15 protein-coding genes are annotated in these 14,189 nt (G+C 61.0%); 7 read left to right on the top strand and 8 right to left on the bottom strand.

The window, feature by feature from the left end; genetic code table 11:
• Nucleotides 1–107 precede the first annotated feature (107 nt).
• Nucleotides 108–992, top strand: a complete 885-nt coding sequence (locus NW841_RS08550) for a hypothetical protein (protein ID WP_414386093.1) — start codon at nucleotides 108–110, stop codon at nucleotides 990–992.
• Here the strand turns inward: NW841_RS08550 and NW841_RS08545 are convergent.
• The 4 genes from NW841_RS08545 to obgE all read right to left on the bottom strand — a co-directional run bounded on the left by NW841_RS08545 (nucleotide 989) and on the right by obgE (nucleotide 3,882).
• Nucleotides 989–1,618 (bottom strand): PAP/fibrillin family protein, encoded by a 630-nt coding sequence (locus NW841_RS08545; RefSeq protein ID WP_414364874.1) that lies wholly within the window; start codon nucleotides 1,616–1,618, stop codon nucleotides 989–991. The genes NW841_RS08550 and NW841_RS08545 overlap by 4 nt on opposite strands.
• 73 nt (nucleotides 1,619–1,691) lie before the next feature.
• The gene (locus tag NW841_RS08540) at nucleotides 1,692–2,387 is read right to left on the bottom strand and encodes an L-threonylcarbamoyladenylate synthase (RefSeq protein ID WP_414337822.1); all 696 of its coding nucleotides are present in this window, start codon (nucleotides 2,385–2,387) and stop codon (nucleotides 1,692–1,694) included.
• 21 nt (nucleotides 2,388–2,408) lie between these two features.
• Entirely contained in the window at nucleotides 2,409–2,783 is a 375-nt protein-coding gene (locus tag NW841_RS08535) for a hypothetical protein (protein ID WP_414386092.1), read from the bottom strand.
• A complete protein-coding gene (gene obgE / locus NW841_RS08530; RefSeq protein ID WP_414364869.1) occupies nucleotides 2,725–3,882 on the bottom strand; it encodes a GTPase ObgE in 1,158 nt (385 codons plus the stop codon). The genes NW841_RS08535 and obgE overlap by 59 nt, the downstream gene beginning before the upstream one ends.
• 201 nt (nucleotides 3,883–4,083) lie before the next feature.
• On the opposite strand from obgE, the gene NW841_RS08525 reads away from it, so the two are divergent.
• From NW841_RS08525 to NW841_RS08500, 6 genes are all read left to right on the top strand, one after another.
• Nucleotides 4,084–5,055: a 30S ribosomal protein S1 gene (locus NW841_RS08525; protein ID WP_414364867.1), complete on the top strand. Its 972-nt coding sequence runs from the start codon at nucleotides 4,084–4,086 to the stop codon at nucleotides 5,053–5,055.
• Nucleotides 5,056–5,181: 126 nt separating this feature from the next.
• The gene (locus NW841_RS08520; protein ID WP_414386091.1) at nucleotides 5,182–6,468 is read left to right on the top strand and encodes a recombinase family protein; all 1,287 of its coding nucleotides are present in this window, start codon (nucleotides 5,182–5,184) and stop codon (nucleotides 6,466–6,468) included.
• Nucleotides 6,452–6,727, top strand: coding sequence for a hypothetical protein (locus NW841_RS08515; protein ID WP_414371579.1), 276 nt, complete (start codon nucleotides 6,452–6,454; stop codon nucleotides 6,725–6,727). Before NW841_RS08520 ends, NW841_RS08515 begins: the two co-directional genes overlap by 17 nt.
• A 108-nt stretch (nucleotides 6,728–6,835) precedes the next feature.
• Nucleotides 6,836–7,672: a ferredoxin:protochlorophyllide reductase (ATP-dependent) iron-sulfur ATP-binding protein gene (gene bchL / locus NW841_RS08510; protein ID WP_414386090.1), complete on the top strand. Its 837-nt coding sequence runs from the start codon at nucleotides 6,836–6,838 to the stop codon at nucleotides 7,670–7,672.
• A 158-nt stretch (nucleotides 7,673–7,830) separates the two neighbouring features.
• Nucleotides 7,831–8,808 (top strand): protochlorophyllide reductase, encoded by a 978-nt coding sequence (locus tag NW841_RS08505; RefSeq protein WP_414364891.1) that lies wholly within the window; start codon nucleotides 7,831–7,833, stop codon nucleotides 8,806–8,808.
• A gap of 29 nt (nucleotides 8,809–8,837) precedes the next feature.
• Complete coding sequence (locus NW841_RS08500) at nucleotides 8,838–10,238, top strand: ferredoxin:protochlorophyllide reductase (ATP-dependent) subunit N (protein WP_414333679.1); 1,401 nt, start codon at nucleotides 8,838–8,840, stop codon at nucleotides 10,236–10,238.
• Here the strand turns inward: NW841_RS08500 and NW841_RS08495 are convergent.
• The 4 genes from NW841_RS08495 to NW841_RS08480 all read right to left on the bottom strand — a co-directional run.
• Nucleotides 10,235–10,471, bottom strand: coding sequence for a hypothetical protein (locus NW841_RS08495; RefSeq protein WP_414386089.1), 237 nt, complete (start codon nucleotides 10,469–10,471; stop codon nucleotides 10,235–10,237). The two genes, NW841_RS08500 and NW841_RS08495, sit on opposite strands and share 4 nt — an antisense overlap.
• 63 nt (nucleotides 10,472–10,534) lie before the next feature.
• Nucleotides 10,535–11,845 carry a glutamate-1-semialdehyde 2,1-aminomutase gene (gene hemL, locus NW841_RS08490; protein WP_414364862.1) on the bottom strand — a complete coding sequence of 437 codons (1,311 nt, stop codon included), beginning with the start codon at nucleotides 11,843–11,845 and terminating at the stop codon, nucleotides 10,535–10,537.
• Nucleotides 11,846–12,161: 316 nt separating this feature from the next.
• Nucleotides 12,162–13,400: a (E)-4-hydroxy-3-methylbut-2-enyl-diphosphate synthase gene (gene ispG, locus NW841_RS08485; RefSeq protein WP_414364860.1), complete on the bottom strand. Its 1,239-nt coding sequence runs from the start codon at nucleotides 13,398–13,400 to the stop codon at nucleotides 12,162–12,164.
• A 64-nt stretch (nucleotides 13,401–13,464) separates the two neighbouring features.
• On the bottom strand, nucleotides 13,465–14,189 hold a 725-nt coding region (locus NW841_RS08480; protein WP_414386088.1), incomplete at its 5' end, for an RNA-guided endonuclease TnpB family protein.

Here is a 14,189-nt window from a genome sequence, read left to right as displayed (position 1 = left end):
GAGAGACAGAGGTTGCCGGCGGGATAAACTGAGATGCAGACAGGTGATTTTTGAACCTGACCTTTGCCCTGGTTCTCCCGCTCTGGTGGTTCTGATAAACAAAAACGATGATGTCCTCCCGCTCCTCTTGGATCTCAGGCGTCGCCGCTGCAGGGAGCGGGCTCCTGGTTTGCGCGGTGGTGGCGGGGCTGTTGGATCAGATTTTGCCCACGCTGCCCAAGGTTTCCCTGTCCTTGGCCGGGATCCCTGGCTTGTTGGTCGGGCTCGGATCCGCCTACGGAGTTTGGTGGGTAACCCAGATGGCCTTGCAATCCCCTTCCTGGGCCGATTTCCGAAAATCCCTGTTGGAGGCCGTGTCTCCCTTCGATCCCGCCGACCACGGTGGCAGGCCCGCGGGGGATCCGCGCCTTTGGCAATTAGCGCAGGAGATCCGCCAAACCCAGCTCCGCCACCAAAAGATTCTCGACCGAATTAAGCAGCAGGTGAAAGCCGAAATCCAGATCTGCGAGCGTGTCCAGGCACAACTGCGCAGCGAGCAGCAGCAGTGTCGGGTTCTCCAGGAGCAGGTGCAACAGTTGCAACAGCACCTGCAAAACCTCCAAACCTCATCCCCTTCCCCCCAACTCAAGCCCGAGCGAGAGCAAGCGCTGCGCCACAAGCTGCGCCAGCTTCAATCCCAAGTCACCACCCTGAGGATAGAACTGGAACGCCAAGGGATCCAACTGCAGCAGTCGGAAGCCGAGCGGGCCCAACTCCAGCAGCAGCAGCAAAAACTTAAGCGCCTCCTGCATCGCACAAAATCCGAAAACCAAAAGCTGCGCTCCCAACAGGAGCAATGGGCCCGGCAACTGGAGCAATCCCAACAGGAGTTGCGGACTTTGCAAGAGGCCTACCGCGCCCTGCAGACCCTCTGGGAGATAGGCTCTGGTCTAACCTCCAAGACCCCTCTTTCTGAAATCGCCGCCGCCGAACCCTCTGGCACCTCTGGCTAGCCGCAGCCTCGGCCCACCCGCCGCAAGACAAAAACACTCCCTTCGCTGCCACGGCCAATCCGCAGATCCTCATCCAAATAGGTAATCTCCAGCCAGCCTGTTGGCTCGCGGCGGCGAACGTCGATCTTCACCGCCGGGATCCGTTCGGGATCCCGTTCGAGCAGATAGAGAAAACTCTCGATCTCGTAGCTCATCAACGCCTGGGATCCGAGCAGCAGCCGCTCGAAAATCACCTTGACCCGGCGTTCCGACTCCGGGTAGAAGCGGGCTGCCACCGCCAAAACTCCCCGCGGCAGCCAAGCCTGCAGCCAGCCGGATCCCTGGATCTCCGCCACGTTAAAGACTTGGCCCGCTTGGGCCCGAATGCACTGATAGATCTCACCGGTGGTCAAAAGGGGCAAATTGGCCAACCGCAACAAGTCTGTGCTGGTGGTAAACAGGTTCAGCCAATTTCCCTCCAGCCGTTCTGCGGCAGCCGTTGGGCAAGGGGTGGGGTTGAGGGCTTCCAGGGCGGCAATGTGAGACAAGATCTGGCTTTTTTGGCCGGGCAAGACACGTCGGCCCCGGTCGGTCGTCTCCAGCAGGCGCAACAGGGCCGATTTTTGCTCAGCCAAAGCTTCAGGCATGGGCTTACCGCAGCAGCACGACCCTATTTTAGGAGTTGGTGGCAGCCGAGTAGGGCAAGGGGGATCCCGGCCCTCAGCCAGTCAGCTCTTCCACCCGCCTGAGCTCTGCCACCTGCTCGTACCCCAGGCCTGCCCGCACCAACAGGGGCTCCGGCCCCGTGAGATCGATGACCGTCGAGACCTGGGCCCGATAGGGAGCCTCGTCATCCAGCACCAGATCCACCTGTTTCTCCAACTGTCGCATTTCCTCGGCGGTAAAGATTCCCCCCTCTTCCCAATCCCCAACAGAGTCAAAACCCACCTCCAAAGAGCCGACGGGATCCCCGCCCAGCTTGGCCGAGGTGGAGACGATGGGGTTGCCTAACTCGGCCAACAGCGCCTGACAGATGGCCGAATCGGGCACGCGGATGCCAGTGGTTTTCCGCTTGGGATCCATGACTAGCTTGGGCACCAGCTTGGTGGCCGGCAGCAGAAACGTAAACGGGCCTGGGATCAGCCGCCGCATCAGTCGATAGGCGGGATCGCTCACCTGGGCATACTGGGCAATTTGGGAAAGCGAAGGGCACAAAAAGGTGAGGGGCTTGTCGTTGGAAAGCCGCTTGAGACGCCTTACCCGCTCCACCGCCTGCTTGTGGGTGACATCGCAGCCAATGGCATAGACCGTATCAGTGGGGTAGAGCATGACCGCCCCTTCCCGCAGAGCGGCTGCAATCCGTTGGATGGAGCGGGCCTGGGGATGCTGCGGATGGAGCTTAAAATACTCGGCCATTCGGGAGAAAAAAGCAAAACCTCAAGACTCAGAGCGGCTGGGGCTTTCCACCACTTCTGCCACTCCCCCAGAACGAGGGGTAGGCGGCACCGGCAGGGATCCCTGCGCTTCCGGCCAATCTTTTAGCTGTTGCATCAGCGCTTGAATATGCAGACGAGGCAAATAGGGCCAGTCGCCTGCTTCCTCCAAATCCTGAAGCACCCGATAGAGCTCTTGGCGGGTGTTGGGCAAAGACTCTCGGAAGGCCCCCTCCAAAATCGTGCGGTGCAGATCCTCCAACAACCGCAGGAGCATCAACAGCTCCAAGCAAGCTCCTGCCCTCACCTGGGCCGCCTGCTCAATGGCCAACTTGATCTGGCGCAAGTCGGGGGGCAGATCCTCCGCCGAGATATACATAGCCGCTCATCTCTGAGTTTTGGGAAGGCAGGGGCACTCCTATTCTAAGATTCTTCTGCCCCTGGACCGGCTGGATTTTGCTGGCCGCCGCAGGTTGATGGGGATCCGGATCCCGGCCCAGGCACTGCCACACCCGCTGCAACAAGGGCTCCAGCCCCTGCCTGGCAACCGCCGAGATGGCTGATACCGGGGCACCGGCAGCCATTGACAGCTGCTGGGTGCGCTCGGCCACCTCCTGGGGCTCAAGGGCATCGATCTTGTTCAAAACCACAATCTGCGGCTTGTCGCTAAGCCCGTGGCCGTAGGCGCGCAGCTCCTGCTGAATGATTTGGTAATCCCTGACGGGATCCGCCGTCGTACCGTCCACCAGGTGGATCAGCACCCGCGTGCGCTCCACATGGCGCAAAAAGTCGTGGCCCAGACCCACCCCTAGGTGCGCCCCCTCGATCAGTCCGGGAATGTCAGCAAACACCACCCCATCCCCGGAGGGATGAGGCACCACTCCCAAATTGGGCTGCAGGGTGGTGAAGGGGTAATCGGCGATCTTGGGCCGGGCGGACGAGACCACCGAGATCAGGGTGGATTTGCCCGCATTGGGCATACCGACGATCCCCACCTCGGCAATGAGCTTCAACTCCAGGCGCAGGCGTCGCCGCTCTCCCGGTTGGCCCCTGGTAAATTGGCGAGGAGCCCGATTGTGGTTGCTGAGAAAATGGGCATTGCCCAGGCCGCCCTTCCCGCCCCGAGCCACCAGCAGCCGATCCCCGGGCTGCACCAGATCCCCCAGCAGCTCGCCGGTCTCTGCGTTGAACACCATCGTGCCGCAGGGCACCCGCACCAGCCGATCCGCACCACTGGCCCCGCTGCAGTGGTTGGGTCCTCCCTTGGCCCCGTGTTCGGCTTTGATCAGCGGCTGGAAGCGAAAGTCCAACAAGGTCTGCAAGCCGGGATCCGCCACCAAGATCACCGAGCCGCCCCGTCCTCCATTGCCCCCCGAAGGCCCGCCGGCGGGCACGTACTTTTCGCGGCGAAAGGCAACAATGCCATCTCCGCCGTTCCCCGCCTGCACTTCAATTTCCGCCTGGTCGATAAAATGCAATCGCCCCTCTCCCAACTCTGGCCATCTCCCTCTAGCTTGGCAGGATCGCCAGGAAGTTTGCCACAAAAGTCGCCCTCTTAAGCTACGATAGTATTTCCCAAGCTATTGCCTGTCCCGCCCGGGAGGGTGAGCGAGTATGGGAGCCGTTCATTACCAAGTTCAACTGCTCTTCTAATTCGCGCCAACTGCTGTTACACCCCTATGAGTCGATTCACCGCTGCTGCCGATGTAGGTTTTACCACCGAGGACTTTGCTGCCCTACTGGACAAGTACGACTATCACTTCAGCCCCGGCGAAATTGTGGCCGGCACGGTATTTTCGGTGGAGCCGCGCGGCGCGTTGATCGATATCGGGGCCAAGACGGCTGCTTTCCTGCCTCTGCAGGAGATGTCCATCAGCCGGGTAGAAGACCCGCACGAGGTGCTGCAGCCGGGAGAGACCCGCGAGTTTTTCATCCTCACCGAAGAAAATGAAGAGGGGCAACTGACCCTCTCCATTCGCCGCATCGAGTACATGCGGGCCTGGGAGCGGGTGCGGCAGCTACAGAAAGAAGACGCCACGGTGCGGGCAACCATTTTTGCTACCAACCGCGGAGGCGCCCTGGTGCGCATTGAGGGATTGCGCGGCTTTATCCCCGGATCCCACATCAGCAGCCGCAAGCCCAAGGAAGAGCTGGTGGGCGAAGAGCTGCCCCTGAAGTTTTTGGAGGTGGACGAAGACCGCAACCGCTTGGTGTTGAGCCATCGCCGCGCTCTGGTGGAGCGGAAGATGAACAAGCTGGAGGTGGGCGAGGTAGTGGTCGGCACAGTGCGTGGCATCAAGCCTTACGGTGCCTTCATAGACATTGGCGGCGTCTCCGGCTTGCTGCACATTTCCGAGATCTCCCACGAACATGTTGACACGCCCCACAGCGTCTTCAACGTCAACGACGAAGTGAAGGTGATGATCATCGACCTAGACGCAGAACGGGGTCGGATCTCGCTGTCCACCAAGCAACTGGAGCCCAATCCCGGCGACATGCTGCGGGATCCCAAGTTGGTTTACGAAAAAGCAGAAGAAATGGCGGCCAAGTACCGCGAGCAACTGCGGGCTGCTAAGCAAGGACAAGCCGAAGAGGCGCCGCTGGAGGTGTCGGAAGAGGAGCTGGAATACGCGACTGCGGCGGTGGAGTAAAGCCATCTTGCGGAGAGCGGTCGGCAGCCAGGGGTTGCCGGTCTGTCTCTCCCTTAGCCTACCTGGGATCCCTGGCTAGGAGGGGTGTCGGGTGATGGTGCAGCAGCGGTGACAGGTTGCTTGTCCATGAGCATTTGTGGCTACCTCTACACGCCTGCCCATGCCCCTTGGCCAGACCAGGAGCTGGTCTGGTTGAAAGCACACGGGGCCGCTCCCATCTGGCACGACTGGGGATCCCGCGCCCACCTGGAAGAGCTGTTGCAGGGCATCGCCGCCGGATCGGTGCAGCAGGTGCTGCTGGTGCGCCTGGCGGATCTGGGGGATCGAGCGGAGGAAGTCCACCAACGGCTGTTGCAGATCCAACAGGCAGGGATCCAACTGAGCCTGGTGACCCAATCCGGCCTACACACCCCCAGCGAGGCTGCCGACTGGATCCCGCTGCTGGCCGAGATCCCCCATCAATTGCAAAGCCGCCGCCTCTGCCACAGCCAGGCCCGCAACCGCCTGGCGGGCAAGCCTCCCCCCGGCCCGGCTCCCTTTGGCTATCGCCGCGAAGGGGAGCGCTACGTGCTGGATCGCCGCCAGGCCCCTGTTGTTCAGGATTTTTTCCAGCACTTTCTTCTCTACGGATCCCTGCGCCAAGCGGTGCGCTTTTTGGAAGAAAAACACCACAAGCGCATTTCGGTGGCCACGGGGCGCAACTGGCTGCTCAACCCCGTCTATCGCGGGGATCTGGCCTATGCCGACGGCACCGTTCTGCGCGATACCCACCCCGCCCTCCTCAGCCGCACCGAGGCCGCCCAGATCGATCGCTGGCTCAAACGCAACCAAAGGATCCCACGCCGCAGCGCCAGCGCCCCCCGCGCTCTGGCTGGCCTCGTCCATTGCCGTACCTGTGGCAGCCTTCTGCGCATTGTGCAAACCACCCCCGGCAAGGCCAAGAGGAACGGCTCCTCCTACCTCTACCTGCGTTGCCAAACCTGTCGCTACAGCCTCCACTACGCCCAAGTCCTGCAGGAGGTGATCCGCCAGGTCTGCGAGCAGCTCCCCCACCGTGCCCAAAACCTGGATCGGCAGGCCCTGGACCAAACCCGCCAACAGCTCCAAGCCCAGATCCAGGCCAACAGCGAGCGGCTGCGGCAACTGGAGGCGCTGCAGCAATCTGGACTGATGGATGAGCCCTCCCTGGCCCAGCGCTGCTACCAACTGCGGGCGGAAACGGCCCGTTTGGCCCAAAAGCTGGAACAGCTCCCTCCCGCCAACTTCCTCCAGATCGCCCAAACTCTCTCCATCCTGCCCTTCTGGCAAGACCTCAGCGAGAGCGAGCGCCGCGCCTACCTGCGGGAATTCCTGCGCAGGGTTGAGGTGGATTCTACAGGGGCCGTGCAGATTGCCTTTGCCTTCGATCCCTGAGATCCCTTTTGAAGTTGGGGATTCCGCGTCTCCTCTGGCCATTGAGACCATTCTTGAGACTCTCCCTCAAAGCGGGAAAAGGGATCCCGCCGGCAGTCTCCAGCGAGTTGACGGGAGCAGCGCTTGTCAAAGCCAGGGAGAGATGAATGATTTGTTTTTGATCTGCTTTTACGAAAAAACAAAAAACAAAAGCTGGAAAAAAGACGAAAATCGGCTCGAAGAATCTCTTGGACGAGGATTTGTCCGTCTGGCGATTTAAGAAATTGCTTTAACTTGTTTTAGGCTTGCCTTAATTCTTCTCAACACTTCTCAGGGAGTGGGTTAGCTGCCGATAATGGCCCTTGTCAGGCTTGTGGAGGAACGTGCTGTGAAGTTGGCAGTTTACGGGAAGGGTGGGATCGGCAAGTCCACCACCAGTTGCAACCTCTCGGTGGCCTTGGCCCGGCGGGGCAAGAAGGTGTTGCAAATTGGCTGTGACCCCAAGCACGACAGCACCTTCACCCTGACTGGTTTTCTCATCCCCACGATCATCGATACCCTGGAAGCCAAGGGCTACCACTACGAAGACATCTACCCCGAGGATGTGATCTACCGCGGCTACGGCGGCGTAGATTGCGTCGAGGCGGGAGGGCCGCCGGCAGGGGCCGGCTGTGGCGGCTATGTGGTGGGAGAAACCGTCAAACTCCTGAAGGAGCTGAACGCCTTTGACGAGTACGACGTCATCCTCTTCGACGTGCTGGGGGACGTGGTGTGCGGCGGCTTTGCTGCCCCCCTCAACTACGCCGACTACTGTGTGATCGTTACTGACAACGGCTTTGACGCCCTGTTTGCCGCCAATCGCATTGCCGCCTCGGTGCGAGAAAAAGCCAAAACCCGCAAGCTGCGCCTGGCCGGCCTAATCGGCAACCGCACCAGCAAGCGGGATCTCATCGACCAATACGTCTCGGCAGTGCCCATGCCTGTGCTCGAGGTGCTGCCACTGGTCGAGGACATTCGCATTTCGCGGGTCAAGGGCAAAACCCTCTTCGAGATGGCAGAGACGGATCCCAGCCTGGAGCCCGTCTGCCAGTACTACCTGAACATCGCCGACGAGCTGCTGGCCCGCCCGGAAGGGATCGTGCCCCGGCCTGCTGAGGATCGGGAGCTGTTTGCCCTGCTGTCGGACTTTTACAACGCCCCGCCAAGGGAGCCGGCGCTGGTGTAAGGGATCCCAAACCTGCCAGCTTGCCGGTGTGTCTAAAAGTGAAGCAATTGTTTCGGAAAACCGTCGCAAACCTTATCAATTCGTTGTCTGGCCCGCTTTCCGCCCCAAGATGGATTGTGCAGGAGATCCATCTTGAGGACATGGCAGAGGAGTTGGATATGCAAGCACAAGTGCAACCCACCGTGGTGATTACTGGAGCCTCTTCGGGCGTTGGCCTGTACGCAGCTTTGGCTTTGGCCAAGCGGGGCTGGCACGTGGTGATGGCCTGTCGGGATCTGGACAAAGGCCAGCGGATGGCTCAGCAGGTGGGGATCCCGCAGGGCAGCTACACCCTGATGCCGATCGATCTGGCTAGCTTGGCCAGTGTGCGGCAATTTGTCGAACAATTTCGCCAGTCGGGCCGCTCTCTGGATGCCCTGGTGTGCAACGCCGCCATCTACATGCCCTTGCTTAAGCAGCCCTTGCGCAGCCCGGAGGGCTATGAGCTGACCATGGCCACCAACCATCTGGGGCACTTCCTGCTCTGCCACCTGATGCTGGAGGATCTGAAGCGCTCCACCTATCCGGATCGGCGGCTGGTGATCCTGGGCACGGTTACCCACAACCCCAAGGAGCTGGGGGGCAAGATCCCACCCCAACCTCACCTGGGGGATCTGCGGGGCTTTGCCCAGGGCTTCAAGGAACCGATCAGCATGGCCGACGGCGGCAAGTTCGATCCCGTCAAAGCCTACAAAGACAGCAAAGTTTGCAACATCCTCACCATGCGGGAGCTGCACCGCCGCTTCCACGAGAGCACCGGCATCACGTTTCTCTCCCTCTACCCGGGCTGTGTGGCGGAAACGGCCCTCTTCCGCCATCACTATCCCCTCTTCCAAAAGCTGTTCCCCTGGTTTCAGAAAAACATCACCGGCGGCTACGTCTCCCAAGAGCTGGCCGGCGAGCGGGTGGCCCAGGTGGTGGCGGATCCGGAGTTTCGCCAGTCGGGATTCTACTGGAGCTGGGGCAACCGGCAACGGAAAAATGCCAAGCCCTTTAACCAAGAAGTCTCGGACGAGGCGGGGGATGCGGCCAAGGCCAAGCTGCTCTGGGATCTGAGCGAGAAATTGGTGGGCGTGCCCCAATTGGTCGCCCCCTAGCTTGACAAACCCTTTTCTAGGAGCCGACGATGACTGCTGCTGTGGATGCTTCCAATACCCTCCACTTTCAATGCGAGACCGGCAACTACCACACCTTCTGCCCGATTAGTTGCGTGGCTTGGCTCTACCCCAAAATTGAAGACAGCTTCTTTTTGGTGATCGGCACCAAAACCTGTGGCTACTTTTTGCAAAATGCCATGGGGGTGATGATCTTTGCCGAGCCGCGCTATGCCATGGCCGAGCTGGAAGAGGGGGACATCAGCGCCAAGCTCAACGACTACGAGGAGCTGAAGCGGCTGTGCCTGCAAATCCAGCGGGATCGCAATCCCAGCGTCATCGTCTGGATCGGCACCTGCACCACCGAGATCATCAAGATGGATCTGGAGGGCCTAGCCCAGAAGCTGGAAGGGGAGATCGGGATCCCGATTGTGGTGGCGCGGGCCAATGGCCTCGACTACGCCTTTACCCAGGGGGAAGACACGGTTTTGGCCTCTATGGCTCAGCGCTGCCCGGAGCAGGTGCAGGAAGAAGAGCGGGAGACGCGGGGTGGCCTGCAGGCTCTTTTCTACGGGCTGCGCCCCGGCAAAAAGAAAGAGGAAGAAGGCTTCCCCAAACATCCCCCCTTGGTGATCTTCGGCTCCGTGCCGGATCCGGTGGTAACCCAACTCACCCTGGAGCTGAAAAAGTACGGGATCCGCGTCTCCGGCTGGCTGCCGGCCAAGCGCTACGAGGAGCTGCCGGCCATCGAGCCGGGCACCTATGTGGTGGGGGTAAATCCTTTCCTCAGCCGCACCGCCACCACGCTGGTGCGCCGCAAAAAGGCCAAGCTCATCACCGCTCCTTTTCCCATCGGGCCGGATGGCACCCGCGCCTGGATCGAGGCCATCGCCGGCGAGCTGGGGATCCCGACTCAAGGCCTGGCAGAGCGGGAAGGGGAAGTGTGGCGTCACCCCCAGGTTCAGGAGTACCTGGGCCTGCTGCGGGGCAAGAGCGTCTTCTTCATGGGGGATAACCTGCTGGAGATCTCCCTGGCCCGCTTCCTGGTGCGCTGCGGTATGACGGTGCAGGAAATCGGGATCCCTTACCTCGACAAGCGCTACCAGGCCGCCGAGCTGGCCCTCCTGGAGCGCACCTGCGAGGAGATGGGGGTGCCCAAGCCCACCATTGTCGAGAAGCCGGATAACTACAACCAACTGCAGCGCATCAAAGCCCTGCAGCCGGATCTGGTAATCACGGGCATGGCCCACGCCAACCCCCTCGAAGCCCGCGGCGTCACCACCAAGTGGTCGGTGGAGTTTACCTTTGCCCAGATCCACGGCTTCGGCAACACCCAGGCGCTGCTGGAGCTGGTCACCCGCCCACTGCGGCGCAACGCCGCCCTCAAAGGCTTGGGCTGGGAACAGTTGGTGGGGGAAAAAGCCCTGAGCTAACTTTCTGGCTCCTCGTTGTCGAAGAGCAGGCCATCCAGGTGATCCGGCAGTTGCTGCCGGTCGATCCAGACCATGCCGGCCAAAATTGCCTCGGCCTCATTGTGGAAGTAGCCGTAGGCTGGGGCGGCAAACTCCACCGAGCCATCCTGACGTAGCCGCTGACAGCAAAAAATGAACCCCCTGTCGGTGGTTTGGGTGGTGATGCGCCAGTTGCGGTGGATGTGCTCGGCCATGATCCCAGTGCAGATCACCCTCACCCCCAACCCCTCTCCCAAGGGGAGAGGGGAGAAGAAACCCTAGAGCGTGCGCAGCACCTCTCGCGCCGCCTCGAGGGTTCTCTCCACATCGGCTTCGGTGTGGGCCAAGGAAGTGAAGCCGGCCTCGAATTGCGAGGGCGCCAGATACACCCCCCGCTCCAGCATGCCGCGGTGGAAGCGGGCAAACTTTTGCAAGTCCGAGCGCTTGGCCTCCTCGTAGTTGCGCACTGGGCCAGCCGTGAAGAAGAAGCCGAACATGCCGGGCAAATGGCCCCCACACATCTCGTGCCCGGTCTCTTGCGCAATCTGCAGCAGCCCCGTGGCCAGCTTCTCGGTAATCCGCTCCAGATACTCATAGGTACCGGGGCGACGCAAAATATCGAGGGTGTGGATCCCGGCCGTCATGGCCAGGGGGTTGCCGGAGAGGGTGCCCGCCTGGTACATCGGCCCCGCCGGCGCCACCATTTCCATAATCTCCCGCCGACCGCCGTAGGCCCCCACCGGCAGGCCGCCGCCGATTACCTTGCCCAGGGTGGTTAAATCGGGGATGACACCAAACTTGGCCTGCACACCGCCGTAGCTGATGCGAAAGCCGGTCATCACCTCGTCAAACACCAGCAGGGCGCCATACTTCTGCGTCAGCTCCCGCAAACCCTCCAAAAAGCCCGGCTGCGGCGGAATGAAGCCGGCATTGCCCACCACCGGCTCTAGGATCACGCCCGCAATGGAGTCGGGATGCTGCTCAAACAGAGCCTTGACTGCCTCTAGATCGTTGTAGGGGGCGGTCAGCGTGGCACTGGTAGCGGCCTTAGGTACCCCCGGCGAATCCGGCAGGCCCAGCGTGGCCACCCCTGAGCCGGCCTTGACCAAAAACATGTCCGCATGGCCGTGGTAGCAGCCCTCGAACTTGATCACCTTTTCCCGCCCCGTGTAGGCCCGCATCAGGCGCAGCGCCGCCATGCAAGCTTCGGTGCCGGAGTTAACAAAGCGTACCATCTCCACGCTGGGCACCGCCTCGATCACCCGCTCGGCCAGCTCGTTTTCCAAAACGCAAGGGGCGCCAAAGCTGGTGCCTTTCTCCAAAGCTCGGTGCAGAGCCTCGATCACCTCGGGATGGGCGTGGCCGACAATCGCCGGCCCCCAACTGCCGATGTAGTCGATGTACTGGTTGCCGTCCACATCCCAGGCGTAGGCTCCTGAGACGCGGTCAAACACGACGGGATCCCCGCCCACCGACTTAAAGGCGCGCACCGGAGAGCTAACGCCCCCCGGCATAAGCTGCTGCGCCCGTGCAAAGATCTGCTTGGAGCGGCTGGTATTAAACGAGCGAGTAGGGAGAGTGCTGGTCATACTCGGAGCTGTTCAACCCGTCTTTTTAGACTAGCAGGCAAAGAGACTTGCTGGTGGGCTGCTGCCCTCTCTTTTGTTTTAGCTAGTGGGGGTACAGGGGTGGATAAGCTCCGCACTGTACCTGCAAGGTTAGCGTCGGGATACAGCCACCCCCGCAAGGATGTGTTACAACAGTCGTGGTTATACAAAGCGGCGTTGCCGGAATCTGGTACAACCGCGCGGTAGGACATCCCGTGTCTGCTCGTGGAGAGACTACAAGACCCCGTTGAAGTGAGAGGTCTATTCCCCATGCGCTAGCACGAGGGTCAGGAGTGTGTCACTTACTTGGGCTTCCTTCTGGAGGATCCACCCACCGCCCATCGGCTTTGATGAGCTCAATCAGCGCCTGGACGCCCTCCGACTCCGGCACCTTCTTCACCTCCTCCTTGCCGCGGTAGAGGGAGATGTAGCCGGGGGTTTTCCCCACATAGCCGTAGTCGGCGTCAGCCATCTCCCCCGGCCCGTTGACAATGCAGCCCATGACGGCAATGTCGAGGCCCACCAAGTGCTGGGTTGCAGCCCGCACTTTCTGCAGTACTTCCTCCAAGTTAAACAGGGTGCGGCCACAGGAGGGGCAGGCCACATATTCCACCATGGTCTTGCGCAGGTTGAGGGCCTGCAAGATGCCGTAGGCCACCGGGATCTCTTTTTCCGGCGCTTCGGTTAGGGAAACCCGAATGGTGTCACCGATCCCCTCGGCCAGAAGCGTCCCGATCCCCACTGCCGATTTGATGCGGCCATATTCTCCATCGCCGGCCTCGGTCACCCCCAAGTGGAAGGGGTAGTTCAGGCCCAAGGCATCGAAGCGGCGGGCGGCCAGCCGGTAAGCAGCCAACATCACCTGCGGACGGGAAGCTTTGAAGGAGAGAACCACGTTGTGGAAGTCTTGCTCGGCGCAAATCTCGGCATATTCTAGGGCCGACTCCACCATGCCCTCGGGAGTATCTCCATAGATGAAGAGCATGCGCTCCGCCAGGGATCCGTGGTTGACACCGATGCGCAGGGCTTTGTTCTGGGCTTTGAGGGTCTGCACCAGGGGGGTGAAGGTTTCGCGGATCTTGTTGCGGATGGCCTCCAGTTCGGCTTGGGTGTACTCGGTGCGACCGGGCTGCGGCTTTTCTAGGACGAACAGCCCCGGGTTGATGCGCACCTTGTCCACGTACTGGGCAACCTCCAGGGCGATCTTGATGCCGTTGTGGTGTACATCGGCCACCAGCGGCACCGGCCTGTAGGTTTGGATCAGCTTGTCCCGAATCGCCTCCATCGCCTTGGCATGGGCCATGCTGGGAACGGTAACCCGCACGATCTCCGAACCTGCCTCGTGCAGACGACGGATGGCCGCCACCGCTGCCTCGATGTCAAGGGTGTCTTCGTTGATCATGGATTGCACCACCACCGGGTGCTGGCTACCGATCAACACGTTGCCTACGGCTACGGTGCGGGTAGGACGACGGGGGTAGACTGGTTCTGGGTAGGGCTGCTGAGAGGGCGCGTTGGGCCGATCCAGGGTTTGCATGGCTTGCTAAGCGGAAAAGGTCTGCTCTAGCTTGATTGTAGGGTAAACTACCCGGCCCCGACCGCTAAGCGGTACGAGCGGGCTTAAGCGCTACGCGCCGCTGACGCGAAGGGTAGCCCTGCAGTTGGCAAGCCAACCACGGACTTCCAGGCCGGTTTACAGCGGCCCCCAAAAGGGCAATCCCGTTAGCACCGTTCAAATCTGCATCCCCTTCCCAGCCACAGGCCGGGTTGACACAACGAAAATGCTTCCCTTCCCGCCGCCCAAGCCACAAACACCGGTGACAAGTTTGCCAAGTGTAGGCAGGCGGTACTACCACCACCTCCACCCCCGCTCTGGCTGCCTTGTAGTGCACAAACTGTCTCCACTGGGAGAACGCCCCTCGCGCTAGCGGGCCGTAGGCCTCACTGTTTGACCGCCGCCGCTCCGTCTTGCTGCGCGGCTGTTGGTTGGTACGTTCTCTCATCCCAGTCCAGTCCTCCAAGGCAATGAGGCTGCAGGTAGCTTTGGCCCTAGCAACAAGGGCTAAGGACTCCGTCCCGCTGACGCGAGTGGAGATGCAGTGGTTCACCCAAGTTTGAAAGCGCCTCTCCCGACCAGACAGCCGTTGCACCAGCTCCCGACATCTCCGTCGAGAACTGCGTGTGCCCTGACTGGCCTTGCGTCGCAGAGCCGCTCTCAACCGGGAGTAGTGGTCTCTGACCTGGTTCAACTGCTGTCCATTCCAGTGATCCCCCTCAGAGGTATGAGCAATATCCCTCCTACCCAAATCCACGCCCATTGCCTTGA

Source organism: Synechococcus sp. H60.3 (assembly GCF_047462295.1).
Lineage (GTDB): Bacteria > Cyanobacteriota > Cyanobacteriia > Thermostichales > Thermostichaceae > Thermostichus.
This window is presented reverse-complemented; position numbering and strand designations above follow the sequence as displayed.